At 63.6% G+C, this 13,578-nt stretch carries 12 protein-coding genes; 4 read left to right on the top strand and 8 right to left on the bottom strand.

Annotation, left to right across the window (positions count from 1 at the left end; all coding sequences use genetic code 11):
* Positions 1 to 11: 11 nt before the first annotated feature.
* Together zwf and P9875_RS23560 are read right to left on the bottom strand one after the other, a co-directional pair.
* Positions 12 to 1,484: a glucose-6-phosphate dehydrogenase gene (zwf, locus tag P9875_RS23565; RefSeq protein WP_034750861.1), complete on the bottom strand. Its 1,473-nt coding sequence runs from the start codon at positions 1,482 to 1,484 to the stop codon at positions 12 to 14.
* 193 nt (positions 1,485 to 1,677) lie between these two features.
* Positions 1,678 to 1,875: a hypothetical protein gene (locus P9875_RS23560; RefSeq protein WP_158300248.1), complete on the bottom strand. Its 198-nt coding sequence runs from the start codon at positions 1,873 to 1,875 to the stop codon at positions 1,678 to 1,680.
* Positions 1,876 to 2,047: 172 nt separating this feature from the next.
* Here P9875_RS23560 and P9875_RS23555 point away from each other — a divergent pair, with 172 nt between their 5' ends.
* The gene (locus P9875_RS23555) at positions 2,048 to 3,001 is read left to right on the top strand and encodes a chemotaxis protein (protein ID WP_035821285.1); all 954 of its coding nucleotides are present in this window, start codon (positions 2,048 to 2,050) and stop codon (positions 2,999 to 3,001) included.
* A 180-nt stretch (positions 3,002 to 3,181) separates the two neighbouring features.
* Here P9875_RS23555 and P9875_RS23550 read toward each other — a convergent pair whose 3' ends face one another.
* Both P9875_RS23550 and pgi read right to left on the bottom strand, forming a co-directional pair.
* A complete protein-coding gene (locus P9875_RS23550) occupies positions 3,182 to 4,078 on the bottom strand; it encodes an SMP-30/gluconolactonase/LRE family protein (RefSeq protein ID WP_278316756.1) in 897 nt (298 codons plus the stop codon).
* A gap of 14 nt (positions 4,079 to 4,092) precedes the next feature.
* Positions 4,093 to 5,757: a glucose-6-phosphate isomerase gene (gene pgi / locus P9875_RS23545; protein ID WP_278316755.1), complete on the bottom strand. Its 1,665-nt coding sequence runs from the start codon at positions 5,755 to 5,757 to the stop codon at positions 4,093 to 4,095.
* 336 nt (positions 5,758 to 6,093) lie between these two features.
* On the opposite strand from pgi, the gene edd reads away from it, so the two are divergent.
* From edd to P9875_RS23530, 3 genes are all read left to right on the top strand, one after another.
* Entirely contained in the window at positions 6,094 to 8,007 is a 1,914-nt protein-coding gene (edd, locus tag P9875_RS23540) for a phosphogluconate dehydratase (RefSeq protein WP_278316754.1), read from the top strand.
* Positions 8,008 to 8,010: 3 nt separating this feature from the next.
* Positions 8,011 to 8,640: a bifunctional 4-hydroxy-2-oxoglutarate aldolase/2-dehydro-3-deoxy-phosphogluconate aldolase gene (eda, locus tag P9875_RS23535; RefSeq protein ID WP_035821279.1), complete on the top strand. Its 630-nt coding sequence runs from the start codon at positions 8,011 to 8,013 to the stop codon at positions 8,638 to 8,640.
* 62 nt (positions 8,641 to 8,702) lie between these two features.
* A complete protein-coding gene (locus P9875_RS23530) occupies positions 8,703 to 9,215 on the top strand; it encodes a Rhs element Vgr protein (RefSeq protein ID WP_278316753.1) in 513 nt (170 codons plus the stop codon).
* Between the two features lie 8 nt (positions 9,216 to 9,223).
* Here the strand turns inward: P9875_RS23530 and P9875_RS23525 are convergent, their stop codons facing one another.
* From P9875_RS23525 to P9875_RS23510, 4 genes are read right to left on the bottom strand one after another with little or no spacing between them, the layout of a single operon-like run.
* Complete coding sequence (locus P9875_RS23525) at positions 9,224 to 10,234, bottom strand: LytR C-terminal domain-containing protein (protein ID WP_176390122.1); 1,011 nt, start codon at positions 10,232 to 10,234, stop codon at positions 9,224 to 9,226.
* A 13-nt stretch (positions 10,235 to 10,247) separates the two neighbouring features.
* Positions 10,248 to 11,195 carry a type II secretion system F family protein gene (locus P9875_RS23520; RefSeq protein WP_176390121.1) on the bottom strand — a complete coding sequence of 316 codons (948 nt, stop codon included), beginning with the start codon at positions 11,193 to 11,195 and terminating at the stop codon, positions 10,248 to 10,250.
* Positions 11,196 to 11,214: 19 nt separating this feature from the next.
* A complete protein-coding gene (locus P9875_RS23515; protein ID WP_035821267.1) occupies positions 11,215 to 12,189 on the bottom strand; it encodes a type II secretion system F family protein in 975 nt (324 codons plus the stop codon).
* 10 nt (positions 12,190 to 12,199) lie between these two features.
* Positions 12,200 to 13,567, bottom strand: coding sequence for a CpaF family protein (locus tag P9875_RS23510; RefSeq protein ID WP_278316752.1), 1,368 nt, complete (start codon positions 13,565 to 13,567; stop codon positions 12,200 to 12,202).
* Positions 13,568 to 13,578: the final 11 nt, after the last annotated feature.

The raw sequence follows: 13,578 nt of genomic DNA, 5'->3' as shown, positions 1-13,578 counted from the left end.
GCCCTGCTAGATTAGTCTTCCGGCAGGGCTTCTTCACGCCACTGCAAGCCATCGCGGCCGATCAGGGCGCTGGCGGCCGCGGGGCCCCAGGTGCCTGCCGTGTACGGAATCGGCGCGCTGTCGTTCTGTTCCCAGTTGTCGAGAATCGGCTCGACCCATTCCCAGGCCGCTTCCAGTTCGTCGCCGCGCATGAACAGGGTCAACTGGCCGCGCAGGACGTCGAGCAGCAAACGCTCGTAGGCGTCCATGCGCGGGGTCTTGAACGACTCGCGGAAATCGAGTTCCAGTTCCGCCGGTTTCAGGCGCATGCCGTCGCCCGGGGTTTTCGCCATCAAATTCATGCGCAAGCCTTCGTCCGGCTGCAGACGGATCACCAGGCAGTTCGGCTGGAAGCTCGACGTGGGCTGGTTGAAGATCGAGTGCGGGATCTGTTTGAAGCGCACGACGATCTCGGCCAGGCTGTCGGCCATGCGCTTGCCCGTGCGCAGGTAGAACGGCACACCGGCCCAGCGCCAGGTGTCGATTTCCGCCTTCAGGGCAACGAAGGTTTCGGTGCGCGAATGTTCCGGCGCATCCGGTTCGTCGCGGTAGCTCGGCACGGTGGCGCCGTCGACGTGGCCGGCGCGGTACTGGCCGCGCACGATGTTTTGCGCCAGGGTGGTGGGCGTGAATTTTTTCAGCGAGCGCAGCACTTGCAGCTTTTCATCGCGCACGGCGTCCGGCGCGATCGAGGTCGGCGGTTCCATGGCGACGATGCACAGCAGTTGCAGCAAGTGGTTTTGCAGCATGTCGCGCAGCGCGCCCGAGGTGTCGTAGTAACCCATGCGGTTGCCCACGCCCAGCTTTTCGGCGATGGTGATCTGCACGTCGGAAATCCATTCGCGGCGCCACAGCGGTTCGAACAGGATATTGCCGAAGCGCAGGGCCAGCAAGTTCTGCACGGTTTCCTTGCCCAGGTAATGGTCGATACGGTAGATCTGCGATTCCTGGAATACCTTGCCCACTTCGGCGTTGATCTGCTTGGCGCTGGCCAGATCGCGGCCCAGCGGCTTTTCCAGGACCACGCGCGAATTCGGCGTCACCAGGCCGTTGTCTTCCAGGTTGTCGCAGATGAGGGCGAACAGATGCGGCGGCGTCGCCAGGTAGTACACGCGCGTCAGGTCGGCATCGCCGCGCAGCGCTTCGACCAGCGGCGCGTACGTGGCCGCATCGCTGGCGTTGAGCGACACGTACACGATGCGCGCGCAGAATTTGCTCCAGGTGGCGGCATTCAGGGTGCTGGCCTTGATATGGGGACGCGAGTTGGTCTCTACCATTTTCAGGAAGGCATCCTGGCCGCTGTCCTGGCGGCCCACACAGATGATGCGCGCCGTCGGCGGCAAATCGTTCGCGACGTCGCGCGCATACATTGCAGGCAACAACTTGCGCATTGCTAAATCGCCGCTGCCGCCAAACAGGACCAGGTCAAAATCGGTAAGTGCCATAAGTGAGTGTCGTCGCAAAAGTAAAAGGGCCGGAGCGGGGAGAAAGCCGACCGGAAGTGCCAGTCTGTCGCTACTATAATCGATGGTGTAAATTTACTACGTAGAACAGGCAATTGCAAGAAATTTTACTACATTCCATCCGCTGCCGTCGCCATTTTGCCCGGTATGCCTGCCAGTGCTGCCAGCATGGCCATTATATGCCGTTCGCCGCTGCTGGCGCTGCGCCATGCTTTTCACCTGGCTTTTCAAAGCAACCATGGTTGCCAGGGAAATTTTCGATTCTCTCCGTCATCATTTGCGCTGTAGCAACAAGCAAATCAAGAAATGCTGTCAGGATCGCCGTTGGCAGCGTAAAGTAGCTTTGAAGAAAGTAAAAAACCGTATAATTCAAGCTGGAATCGATAGCAACTATTGGTTGTAAAAAATTGTACGATACACACTGCACCGCTAGCGCCGGCCATGCCCCGAACCCGCCATCCGACGTCCATGCGACGTGCAGTCCGCACTGTCCGCAGCATCAGGGGCAGGCGACTTAACTTTACAAGACGGCTCAAGGGGACACAATGAATTCAATGCAGCAAGATGTCGATGAACGCACCAGCCTGACAGGCAATAACAAATTCGAACTGTTCCTGTTCAAGCTGGGCACCAGTGATCACTCGACCAGCCGCGAACTGTTCGGCATCAATGTGTTCAAAGTCCGTGAAATCATGGAAATGCCGGCCATCACGGCCGTGGCCGGTTCGCACCCGCACATGCTGGGCGTGGTCAACATCCGTGGCCAGATCGTGCCCGTGATCGACTTGCCGATGGCGGTCGGCTGCAAGAGCAATGGTTTGAAGATCCTGATGGTGACCGAATTTGCCCGCTCGACACAGGCGTTTGCCGTGGAAGAGGTCGATGAAATCGTGCGCCTGGAATGGAACCAGGTGCTGTCGGCCGAGTCGAGTGTCGGTGGCGGCCTCGTCACCAGTATCGCGCGCCTTGATGGCGACACGGACAAGACACGCCTGGCGCAAGTGCTGGACGTGGAACAAATCCTGCGCAATGTGCTGCCGTCGGGCGACCCGGACGTGGACGAGAACAGCATCGGCCCGCAAGTGCGCTTGCCGGCCGGCGCCGTGATCCTCGCGGCCGACGATTCCTCGCTGGCCCGCTCGCTGATCGAAAAGGGCCTCGAAGCGATGGGCGTGCCTTTCATCATGACCAAGACGGGCAAGGAAGCGTGGGAACGCCTGCAGGCGATCTCGGCCCAGGCTGCCACCGAAGGCAAGACGGCGAAAGACAAGGTCGCGCTGGTGCTGACCGACCTGGAAATGCCTGAAATGGATGGCTTTACCTTGACGCGCAACATCAAGAACGATGGCCGTTTCTCCAACATCCCCGTGGTGATCCACTCGTCGCTGACGGGCTCGACCAACGAAGACCACGTCAAGGGCGTGGGCGCCGATGGGTATGTGGCGAAATTCGTGGCGGCTGAATTGGCCGAGACGATACGCAAGGTATTGTCGCGGTAATTACATGGAGCATCCGTAGGTCGGATTAGCGCAGCGAAGCTGCGCGTAATCCGACGCCACCATGGCCAACACATTGTCGGATTACGCGGGCCTTCGTCCCGCTAATCCGACCTACGCCATAGACATAAAAAAGCGCCGCTACCCGCGAGGGTTCGGCGCTTTTTCTATGCTGGCAAACTATTACGCCTGGTAAGCTGTTTCCGGCTGGCCCGCCACGTCCACGCGCACGGACAGCACGTGGCCCGTCAACGGGTAGTCGGCGATTTCGGCGGCGGAGCGGTTGTGGCTGGCGCTGGTGATGTACAGGGTGCGCAGGTCGGGGCCGCCGAACGTCACCATGGTGGGGCAGCGCACGGGAACGGTAATTTCACCGAGCAAATGGCCATCGGGGGCGAAGCGCAAGATTTTGCCGCCTTCAAACATGGCCGACCAGTAATTGCCTTCGCTGTCGACGGCCGCGCCATCGGGGCGCCCGCCGTAATCAAACGCTTTCTTGTCCGTGGAAAAACGCTGGAACGGTTGCGGCGCGGAAATGGCTCCCGTGGCCGCATCGAAATCGAAGCGGTCGATGCGGTGCGTGGTGGTGTCCGAGTGATACATGGTGCGCTTGTCCGGGCTGAAGCCCAGGCCGTTCGATACGGTCATGCCACCCGACCAGACTTTGCGTACTTGTCCCTTTTCCAGCACGAACATTTCTGCAGCATCGGCGTTGCGCGGCTCGAAAATCGTGCCGACCCAGAAACGGCCTGCCGGGTCGACCTTGCCATCGTTGAAGCGCGTGGTGGCCATGTCGAACGGCGCCGGGGCGATTTCCGCCAGGCTGCCCGTCTTCGTGTCGAGGTGGGCAAAGCCGCTACGCAAGGCCACGATCAGGCCGCCGCCGGCGTTGATCGCCAGCGCCGACGGTTCCGTCGGCATGCTCCACTGTTCATGCTTGCCGCTGGCCGGGTGCAAGCGGTGCACGGCGCGGCCATCGATATCGACCCAGTACAGGGCCGCTTCCTTGCCATGCCACAACGGGCATTCGCCCACTTGCATGGCTTTGTCACTGACTACTTTGATTTCGTAAATATTCATAAACCTCAATTAAGTTAGTACGCCGCCTTGGCGGCTTTCGCCAAGGCAATCAAGCCATTGGTCGAGCTGTCGTGGTGGTCGGGACGGGCTTCGCCCGTCAGTTCGGCCTGGATTTTCTTGGCCAGCACCTTGCCCAGTTCCACGCCCCACTGATCAAAACTGTTGACGTTCCACAAGACGCCCTGCACGAAGGTCTTGTGTTCGTACAGCGCGATCAGGGCGCCCAGGGTGGTCGGGGTCAGCTGGTCCATCAGGATGGTGTTGCTGGGGCGGTTACCTGGGAAAGTCTTGTGCGGCACCAGCGCTTCGATCTCGCTTTCCGGCAAGCCTTGCGCCTGCAAATCAAGGCGCACTTCATCACCCGTCTTGCCCGTCATGAAGGCTTCCGACTGGGCGAAGCAGTTCGCCAGCAGGGCGTCATGGTGGCCCGGCAAGTCGTGCGTGGCGCGCAGGGCGGCGATGAAGTCGATGGGCGTGATGTCCGTGCCCTGGTGCAGCAGCTGGAAATACGCGTGCTGTGCATTCGTGCCGCAATCGCCCCAGATGACGGGGCCGGTCGGCACGTCGACGGGCACGCCATCCTTGGTGACGCGCTTGCCGTTGCTTTCCATGTCCAGCTGTTGCAAGTAGGCGGCAAAGCGGCTCAAATCCTGGTGGTAGGGCGCGATGGAAACGGAGCCGCAATCGAGGAACTGGCGGTTCCAGAAACCGACCATGGCCAGCACGACGGGCATGTTGTGTTCCAGCGGCGCCTGGCGGAAATGCTGGTCCATCGCATGCGCGCCGGCGAGGAAATCGCTGAAGTATTCAAAGCCGACGGACAGGGCCACGGCCAGGCCGATCGACGACCAGACGGAGTAACGGCCGCCGACCCAGTCCCAGAACGGGAACATGTTATCCGGCGAAATGCCGAAGTCGACGATGGCTTGCGTGTTGGTCGAGACGGCCACAAAATGTTGCGCCAGGTCTTTTTCTTCGCCTTCGAGCAGGAACCAGGCGCGCGCCGTGTTGGCGTTGAGCATGGTTTCAGCCGTCACAAAAGTTTTCGACGCCACGATGAAGAGCGTTGTTTCCGGATCGACTTTCGACAGAGTCGCTTCCATGTCGTGGCCGTCGACGTTGGAAACAAAGTGCATTTCCAGGCCCGGGTTGGCATACGAGCGCAGCGCCAGGCACGCCATTTTCGGACCCAGGTCCGAGCCGCCGATGCCGATGTTGACGATGTCGCAAATCGGCTTGCCCGTGTAGCCGAGCCAGCTGCCATTGCGTACCTTGTCCGTAAACGCCTTCACGCGTTGCAGCACATCTTGCACGTCGGCATCGATATCCTGGCCATCGACCACCAGCCTGGTGCCGCGTGGCGCGCGCAAAGCCGTATGCAGAACGGCCCGATGTTCGGTAAGATTGATTTTCTCGCCAGTGAACATGGCTTCGCGCTGCGCTTCGACGCCGCGCTCGCGGGCCAGGTCCATCAGCAGGCCCATGGCGGTGGCGTCGACACGGTTCTTCGAGTAATCGAGCAGCAGGCCGGCCGCATCGACGGTCATGCTGGAAAAGCGGGCGGGGTCGGCCGCGAACAGCTGGCGCAGATGCACTTCGCGCAGGCTGGCGCTGTGCGCTTGCAGGGACTGGAAACTGGCGGTGGCGGTGATGGCAGGAGTAGGTGCTGGCTGGCGCATGGCGGTCGGCTTGGGTGCTTGTCTCGGTTGAAAGGAGCGCGGCGCGTTCGTGGTGGCGAACAGCGGATCCGGCATTGGTATGAGAATAATACATCAGAAAAACGTAATTTCACTACAGTTTGTGACGTGAAGCCGATTTTGTTGTGCTTTTTTTAGCGATTGCCCCCATGACATATAAGAGCCATGTTGGCAGGTGCCGATACGCGATATAGCCCAGGTTTGCCTTGATACGCCGCAATCCGTCGCTTATTTGTGTTGTTGGCCCATGCAAGAGTGCTTCTTCTTCACCATTTTGTAGTAAAATTTCACAAAATACTCATTTTTAAGGAAATTCATATGGCGCTGCATCCAGTAGTCGAATCCGTAACAGCGCGCATCATCGCGCGCAGCCGGCCATCGCGCGGCGCCTACCTGGCGCATCTGGATGCGGCCCGCATCCAGGGCGTGCAGCGCGGCGCCCTGTCGTGCACCAACCTGGCGCACGGTTTTGCCGCCTTTCCCGCCAACGACAAGCTGTCGCTGAAGGAATACAAGAAGCCGTCCGTGGCCATCGTGTCCTCGTACAATGACATGCTGTCGGCGCACCAGCCGTTTGAAGGCTTTCCGCAGATCATCAAGCAAGCCGTGCGCGAAGTGGGCGCTGTCGCCCAGTTCGCCGGCGGCGTGCCTGCCATGTGCGATGGCGTGACGCAAGGTCAGCCGGGCATGGAACTGTCGCTGTTTTCACGCGACACCATCGCCATGTCGACGGCCGTGGCGCTGTCGCACAATATGTTCGACTCGGCCCTGTACCTGGGCGTGTGCGACAAGATCGTGCCGGGCCTGTTGATCGGCGCGCTGCACTTCGGCCACTTGCCAGCCGTTTTCGTGCCGGCCGGTCCGATGACGTCGGGCCTGTCGAACCAGGAAAAAGCCAAGGTGCGCCAGCTGTATGCGCAAGGCAAGGCCACGCGCGAAGACTTGCTCGAAGGCGAATCGAAAGCCTACCATGGCGCCGGCACCTGTACCTTCTATGGCACGGCGAACAGCAACCAGATGCTGATGGAAGTGATGGGCCTGCACTTGCCGGGCGCCGCCTTCATTACGCCAAATACCCCGCTGCGCGATGCGCTCACCAAAGCCGCCGCCCAGCGCGCCGCCGGCATCACGGCGCAAAGCGGCAGCTACTTGCCAGTCGGCCATATCGTCGACGAGAAATGTATCGTCAACGCCGTCGTGGGCTTGCTGGCCACGGGCGGCTCGACCAACCACACCTTGCACCTCGTGGCAATCGCCAAGGCGGCCGGCATCGTCATCGACTGGAACGATTTCAATGAGCTGTCGGCCATCGTGCCGATGCTCACGCGCATCTACCCGAACGGCGACGCCGACGTGAACCATTTCCACGCGGCCGGCGGCACCGGTTATCTGATCCGCGAACTGCTGGACGCGGGCTTGCTGCACGAAGATGTCAACACCATCCTGGGCCACGGCTTGCGCGCGCATTGCATGGAACCGTTCCTCGGTGAAGATGGCAAGGTCTTCTGGAAAGATGCACCGGCCGCCAGCGCCGATGAGAACGTGCTGCGCCCCGCCTCGAATCCGTTCGCGCCGGACGGCGGCATGGTGCTGGTCGCCGGTAACCTGGGCCGCGCCGTGATGAAGGTCTCGGCCGTCAAGCCGCAGCACCGCACGGTGGAAGCGCCGGCGCTGGTGTTCAATTCACAGGAAGAATTCATGGCCGCCTACAAGGCGGGGTCCCTGGACCGCGACTTCGTTGCCGTGCTGCGCTTCCAGGGCCCGCGCGCCAACGGCATGCCGGAACTGCATGCGCTGACACCCGCGCTGGCCAACCTGCAGGATGCGGGCCGCCATGTGGCGCTGGTCACCGATGGCCGCATGTCGGGCGCGTCGGGCAAGGTGCCGGCCGCCATCCACGTCTCGCCAGAGATTCTCGCCGGCGGCCCGTTGGGCCTCGTGTGCGACGGCGACATCATCCGCCTCGACGCCTTTACCGGCGTACTGGAAGCGCTGGTGCCGGCCGACGTCTGGCATGCGCGTGCGCTGGTTACGGCCGACCTGTCGCCGAACCACATCGGCATGGGCCGCGAGCTGTTTTCCATGTTCCGTTCCACCGTCAGCGCGGCGGAAGAGGGTGCCACCACCTTCGGCCTGCCGTCGCCGATTCCCACCACCGTCGCCTTGCACGACGCCGACAATGTCGGTGATACCGTACCTGGTTCCGATGAAGACTTTTTGGCTAGGAAATAAGAGATGACCATGACACTACTGGAAATTATGCGCACCTCGAGCGTGATCCCCGTGATTGCGATCGACGATCCTGAACATGCCGTACCGCTGGCGCGCGCGCTGGTGGCGGGCGGCATCCGCGTGCTGGAAGTAACCCTGCGCACCAAGCACGGCCTGGAAGCGATCCGCGCCATGTCGGAAGTGCCGGGCGCCATCGTCGGCGTCGGCACCCTGACCCGTCCCGAGGAATTCGCGCAGGCACGCGATGCGGGCGCCGTCTTCGGCGTCTCGCCAGGCCTGACGTCGGCCCTGGTGGCGGCGGCGAAAAGCAGTGGCTTGCCCCTGCTGCCAGGCGTGATGACGCCAGGCGAAGTGATGGCGGCGCGTGAAAACGGCTTCCAGCAGCTGAAACTGTTCCCGGCCGTGCCGGCGGGCGGCATCGGCATGCTCAACGCGATTTACGGCCCGCTGCCGGACATCACGTTCTGCCCGACGGGCGGCATCTCGCAAGAGACGGCCTCGCAGTTCCTGGCGTGCAAGAACGTCGCCTGCGTGGGCGGCTCGTGGCTGACGCCGAAAGACGCGATCGCGGCCGGCAACTGGGACCGCATCACGGAAATCGCGAAAGCGGCCAGCGGCCTTCGTTCGGTTTAAGCGGTACCCGCGCGGCAGGCTCTACGCTTGCCGCGCTTTCTTCCTTATTCTTTATGCGAGTCTTGCGCCGCCCCCTCACCATCGGCGAAATCGCCATGGCCCGCAGCGTCTTCCAGGGCGCCATCGACTACGCGCGCGTGCGCGTCGTGCGCGGCTCCTTTCTACCGTTCGGCTTGCAGGACCAGAACACGGCGATGACGCCGCGTGGCAGCCTGTATTTCATGCCGGCCCAGTACCGTGACGATTTTTCCCGCGAAGGCAACAGCGGCAAGCTGTTCTTCATCCACGAGATGGTGCATGTGTGGCAGTACCAGCTTGGCTACAGCGTGCTGCTGCATGGCGTGCTGCTGGCGCTGTGCGGCGGCTACATCCGGCAGCGCGCCTACCGCTACGATGCGCAGGCCGGCGGCGTCCTGTCCGACTTCAACATGGAACAACAGGGCGACATCATCGCCCACTACTTCGGCGCGCGCCAGCTGGGCATTCCCGCCTACGTGGCGAAGCTGCCGCAGCTGCAGGACATCCTGCAAGGCTTCCTGATCAACCCATCCGACCGGCGCCTGCTGCCGCGCTGATTTCACCATTACGGCGCCAGGTTCGACGCCAGGCGCACGTCCGGCGCGCGCAGGCTGGCTGGCGCATCCTTGCCCAGCAAGATACGCAAGTCGGCGCCCGCGCCGATGCCGCTGTCGCCGGCCGCCTGCACTTGCGGCATGCCGCCCAAGGCCAGGGCCAGTGCGGCGGCCGCCTCGGCGTGGCCGGGGCGGTAGACGATGCTGCTGGCCTGCACCATGTACGGCCGCTGGTTGCCCAGCCGCAGTACGCTGATGCCCATGCCGCCCAGCATGCCGCGCATGCGCGCCGCCATCCCCGTTTCGCCATTGCCGTTGATGACTTCCAGCCGTGGCATGGCTGCCGCCGTCGCTGCCGGTTTTGCCGGGGCTGGCAAGGCGGCGCGTGCCGCCACGGGAGCGTCGCGCCAGCTCAGCGTGAAGATATTCGGCTGCGACTGCGTCAGCTGCAGGCGGCTGGCCGGCGCCGCTGGCGTGGGGGCCAGATCGGGCGCGATGGCGTCCGTGGTGGCATCGACTGTGACGATGCTGCGCGCCAGCGCCGCGATGGTGAGATCCAGGTTGGCGCGCGCCGGCTGCTGGCCGTTGTCGAGCTGCAGCGACTGGCGCAGCATGGCCGCCGCCTGGGCATAGTCTCCCTGCAGGTACAGCACGTAGCCGAGATTGTTGTAGGTCCTGGCCGTCGGCGTTTCTTGCGCCAGTGCCTGCAGCATGGCGCGCGCCGTTTCCAGCTGGCCCAGCTGCGCGTGCAGCACGGCGGCGCCATTGCGCGCATCGGCCGAGTCGGGCGTCAATAGCAGGGCTTCGCGGTAGGCCGCCAGCGCCGCGCGCGGGTCGCCCACTTCCTGCAGGCGCTTGCCCAGCTTGCAGAACGCGGCGCTGCGGGTGGCGGCGCTGTCCTCGATGCGCGCCTGCTGTGGAGGCTCCCGGTGACCCTGGCTGGCCGGGCCGGGCAGGTGGCCGCAGGCGGGCAGCAGGCCGGCGCAGGCCAGCATGAGCATCAGGGTGGTGTGCTGTGACATGGCGGTTCTCCGGTCAGTTGCCGCTGCCCATGCTGGGCAGGAGCACGCGGTAGATTTGCAGGAAGGCTGGTCCCATCAGGACGACCAGCAGCGAAGGGAAGATGAAAAAAATCAGCGGAAATAGCAGCTTGAGGGCGATCTTCGCCGCTTCTTCCTCGGCCAGCTGGCGGCGCTTGGTGCGCAGCTGGTCCGACTGCACGCGCAGCGAGGCGGCGATGCTGGTGCCGAAGCGCTCGGCCTGGATCAGCATGGCCACCAGCGCGTCGACATCCTCGACGCCCGTGCGCAGGGCCAGGTTGCGCAGGGCACGCTCCTTGGTGTTGCCGGCGCGCAGTTCCAGCATCACCAGATGCAATTCCTCGGCCAGCACGGCGCTTTTCAGGGCGATTTCGGCCGCCACCCTGGCCAGCGCCGCATCCATGGCCAGGCCCGCTTCCACGCACACCGTCATCAAGTCCAGCGCATCGGGAAAGCTTTCAAAGATATCGCGCTGGCGCCGCTTGATCATTTGTGCCAGGACGATATTGGGCAGGTAGTAGCCGATGGCGGCCACGATCAGCAGCCAGAACAGGAGAGCCTTGCCCGCCATCTGGCTGCCCGAGGCGCTCAGTCCCAGGAACAGCAGCAGGGGCAAGCCGATGGCCAGCATGGTCTTGGCGGAAAAGAACAGCACGGGCGCCGACGCGTGGCGCAGGCCGGCATTCATGAAGCGCCGGCGCATCACGGAGCCTTCCCAGCCCTGGTCGGGAATCGACAGTTTGGCCAGCGGGCCGCTCAGGCGCACCATGCGCGCCAGCCAGGGGCTGGGCGCGGAGGCGCCAGGCGCTGCCGCGTTCTTGCCGGTGGCGTTGTCCATGCGCTGGCGCAGTGGATCGGGGGCGAAGCTGCGCATGGCCACCAGCACGGTGCCGAAGACGGCGATGAAGAGCAGGGCGAGAAAGGCGAAATGGACGGGATTCATGAGAGTTCTCCTTGCGGGCTCAGACACGGATGCGGATGATGCTGCGCATGACCAGGACGCCGCACACCATCATCACCAGGGCGCCGACCAGCATCTTGCGTCCGCCCGGGTCGACGAACAGCATTTCCAGGAACTGCGGATTGGTCAGGTGGATCATGGCCGCCGCGCCGAAGGGCAGCAGCGACAGGATCCAGGCCGACAGCCGGCCTTCGGCCGACAGCACGCGCACCTGTCCCAGCAGCTTGATGCGCTCGCGGATGATGCGGCTGATGCTGTCGAGCAGTTCGGCCAGGTTGCCGCCCGTTTCGCGCTGGATCAGCACGGCGATGACGAAGTAGCGCAAGTCCGTGCTGGGCACGCGCGTGGCCAGGTTCATCAGGGCGTCCTGCATGGCGATGCCGAAATTGACTTCGTCGAAAGTGGCGCGAAATTCCACGGCCAGCGGCGCATTCATTTCATCACCGACCATTTTCAGGGCCGTCGGGAAGGCGTGGCCGGCGCGCAGGGCGCGCGCCATCAGGTCGAGCGCATCGGGCAATTGCTGCTCGATGCGCTGCAGGCGCTTGGCCTTGGCGCGCAAGACCACCAGCAGCGGCAGCAGGGCTGCGCCGGCCACCAGCGGCAGGCGCAGCAGCCACGGCACGCTGAAGTAGCTCAGCAGCAAAAACGCGGCGCCGGCCGAGGCCAGCATCACGCCGGCGAAGCTGGCCACGCTCCAGCTCAGGCCCGACTGTTCCAGCAGGCGGTCGAGCGCATGCACGCGGGGCACGCTGAGCAGCACGCGCTGCAGGGCCGGGGTGTCGCTCAGCAGGCGCTTCTTGATCATCGAGCTGCCCGCGTCGCCATGCGCGCCGGCCGACATGATGCGCAGGCGGCGCGCGACCCGTTCCGCTTCCGGCCCGCGCGAGGTGTTCCAGGCCAGGTACAGTCCCTCGATCAGCAGCACCACGGCGATGAAGGTGAGGATGGCGAATACGTAATAGAGATAGTCCATGATGCTCCCCTTAATGGTACTGGCGGGCGGGATCGAACAGGGTTTCGGGCAGGCTGATGCCGAAGGCGCGCAGGCGTTCCAGGAAGTGCGGCCGCACGCCGCTGGCATGGAAATGTCCCTGCACCGTGCCGTCTTCGCCGATGCCCGTCTGGCGGAAGGTGAAGATTTCCTGCATGGTGATCATCTCGCCTTCCATGCCCGTGATTTCCTGGATCGAGACGATCTTGCGCTTGCCATCCGTCAGGCGCGCCACCTGCACCACCACGCTGATGGCGGAACTGATCTGCTGGCGCATGGCTTTCATGGGCAGGCCCGCCGAGGCCATGCTGATCATGTTTTCCAGCCGCGTCAGCGCGTCGCGCGGGGTGTTCGCGTGGATGGTGGCCATCGAGCCTTCGTGGCCCGTGTTCATGGCGCCCAGCATGTCGAGCGCCTCGGCGCCGCGCACCTCGCCGAGGATGATGCGGTCGGGGCGCATGCGCAGCGCGTTGCGCACCAGCGCCCGCTGCGTCACTTCGCCCTTGCCCTCGATGTTCGCTGGCCGGGTTTCCAGGCGTACCACGTGCGGCTGCTGCATCTGCAGTTCGGCCGCGTCCTCGATGGTGACGATGCGTTCGGCCGTGCTGATGAAGCCGGAAATCGCATTGAGCATGGTGGTCTTGCCGCTGCCCGTGCCGCCCGAGATCAGGATGTTGACCTTGGCCTTGCCCAGCGCCTGCAGGGTGGTGCTCATTTCCTCCGTCAGGCTGTGCTTGAGCATCAGGTCGGCCAGACGCAGGGGCTGGGCCGAGAAGCGGCGGATCGACATCACGGGGCCGTCGATGGCCAGCGGCGGGATGATGGCGTTGACGCGCGAACCGTCGGGCAGGCGCGCATCGACCATCGGGCTCGATTCGTCGATGCGCCGGCCCACGCGCGAGACGATTTTGTCGATGATTTTCATCAGGTGGGCGTCGTCCGTGAAGCAGACGTCGCTCAGCTCCAGGCGGCCATGGCGCTCGACATACACCTGGCGGTAGGTGTTGACGAGGATATCGGACACGCCGGGATCGGCCAGCAGCGGTTCGAGCGGGCCGAAGCCCAGTACCTCGTCCTGGATGTCGCGGATCAGCGAGCGCCGTTCCAGCTCGTTGATCACCACATTGTCTTCCGTGAGCACGTCGCTGACGAGGATTTTCAGCTCTTCGCGGATCTGCTCGCGCGACAGGCGCTGCATGCCTTCCAGGTCGACCCTGTCGAGCAGCGCCTGGTGGGTGCGGTGCTTGAGTTGCTGGTAGCTGTGGCTGGCTGCGCCCTGGTGCGCGGCATCGTCATTCAGGCTGGCGTCATCCTGGGCATAGCCCAGGCGGTCCCGCAGGGTGAGTTTTTCGGCAGTCATGGTCGGTCTCC

It is taken from the genome of Janthinobacterium rivuli, assembly GCF_029690045.1.
Taxonomy (GTDB): domain Bacteria; phylum Pseudomonadota; class Gammaproteobacteria; order Burkholderiales; family Burkholderiaceae_D; genus Janthinobacterium; species Janthinobacterium rivuli.
Note: the sequence above shows the minus strand (reverse complement) of the source record. Positions and strands in the feature narration are given on the sequence as shown.

Excerpts from the sequence above, each read along its gene's own strand:
- zwf (WP_034750861.1), bottom strand. The coding sequence starts at position 1,484 with ATGGCACTTACCGATTTTGACCTGGTCCTGTTTGGCGGCAGCGGCGAT.
- P9875_RS23555 (WP_035821285.1), top strand. The coding sequence starts at position 2,048 with ATGAATTCAATGCAGCAAGATGTCGATGAACGCACCAGCCTGACAGGC.
- P9875_RS23550 (WP_278316756.1), bottom strand. The coding sequence starts at position 4,078 with ATGAATATTTACGAAATCAAAGTAGTCAGTGACAAAGCCATGCAAGTG.
- pgi (WP_278316755.1), bottom strand. The coding sequence starts at position 5,757 with ATGCGCCAGCCAGCACCTACTCCTGCCATCACCGCCACCGCCAGTTTC.
- edd (WP_278316754.1), top strand. The coding sequence starts at position 6,094 with ATGGCGCTGCATCCAGTAGTCGAATCCGTAACAGCGCGCATCATCGCG.
- eda (WP_035821279.1), top strand. The coding sequence starts at position 8,011 with ATGACCATGACACTACTGGAAATTATGCGCACCTCGAGCGTGATCCCC.
- P9875_RS23525 (WP_176390122.1), bottom strand. The coding sequence starts at position 10,234 with ATGTCACAGCACACCACCCTGATGCTCATGCTGGCCTGCGCCGGCCTG.
- P9875_RS23520 (WP_176390121.1), bottom strand. The coding sequence starts at position 11,195 with ATGAATCCCGTCCATTTCGCCTTTCTCGCCCTGCTCTTCATCGCCGTC.
- P9875_RS23515 (WP_035821267.1), bottom strand. The coding sequence starts at position 12,189 with ATGGACTATCTCTATTACGTATTCGCCATCCTCACCTTCATCGCCGTG.
- P9875_RS23510 (WP_278316752.1), bottom strand. The coding sequence starts at position 13,567 with ATGACTGCCGAAAAACTCACCCTGCGGGACCGCCTGGGCTATGCCCAG.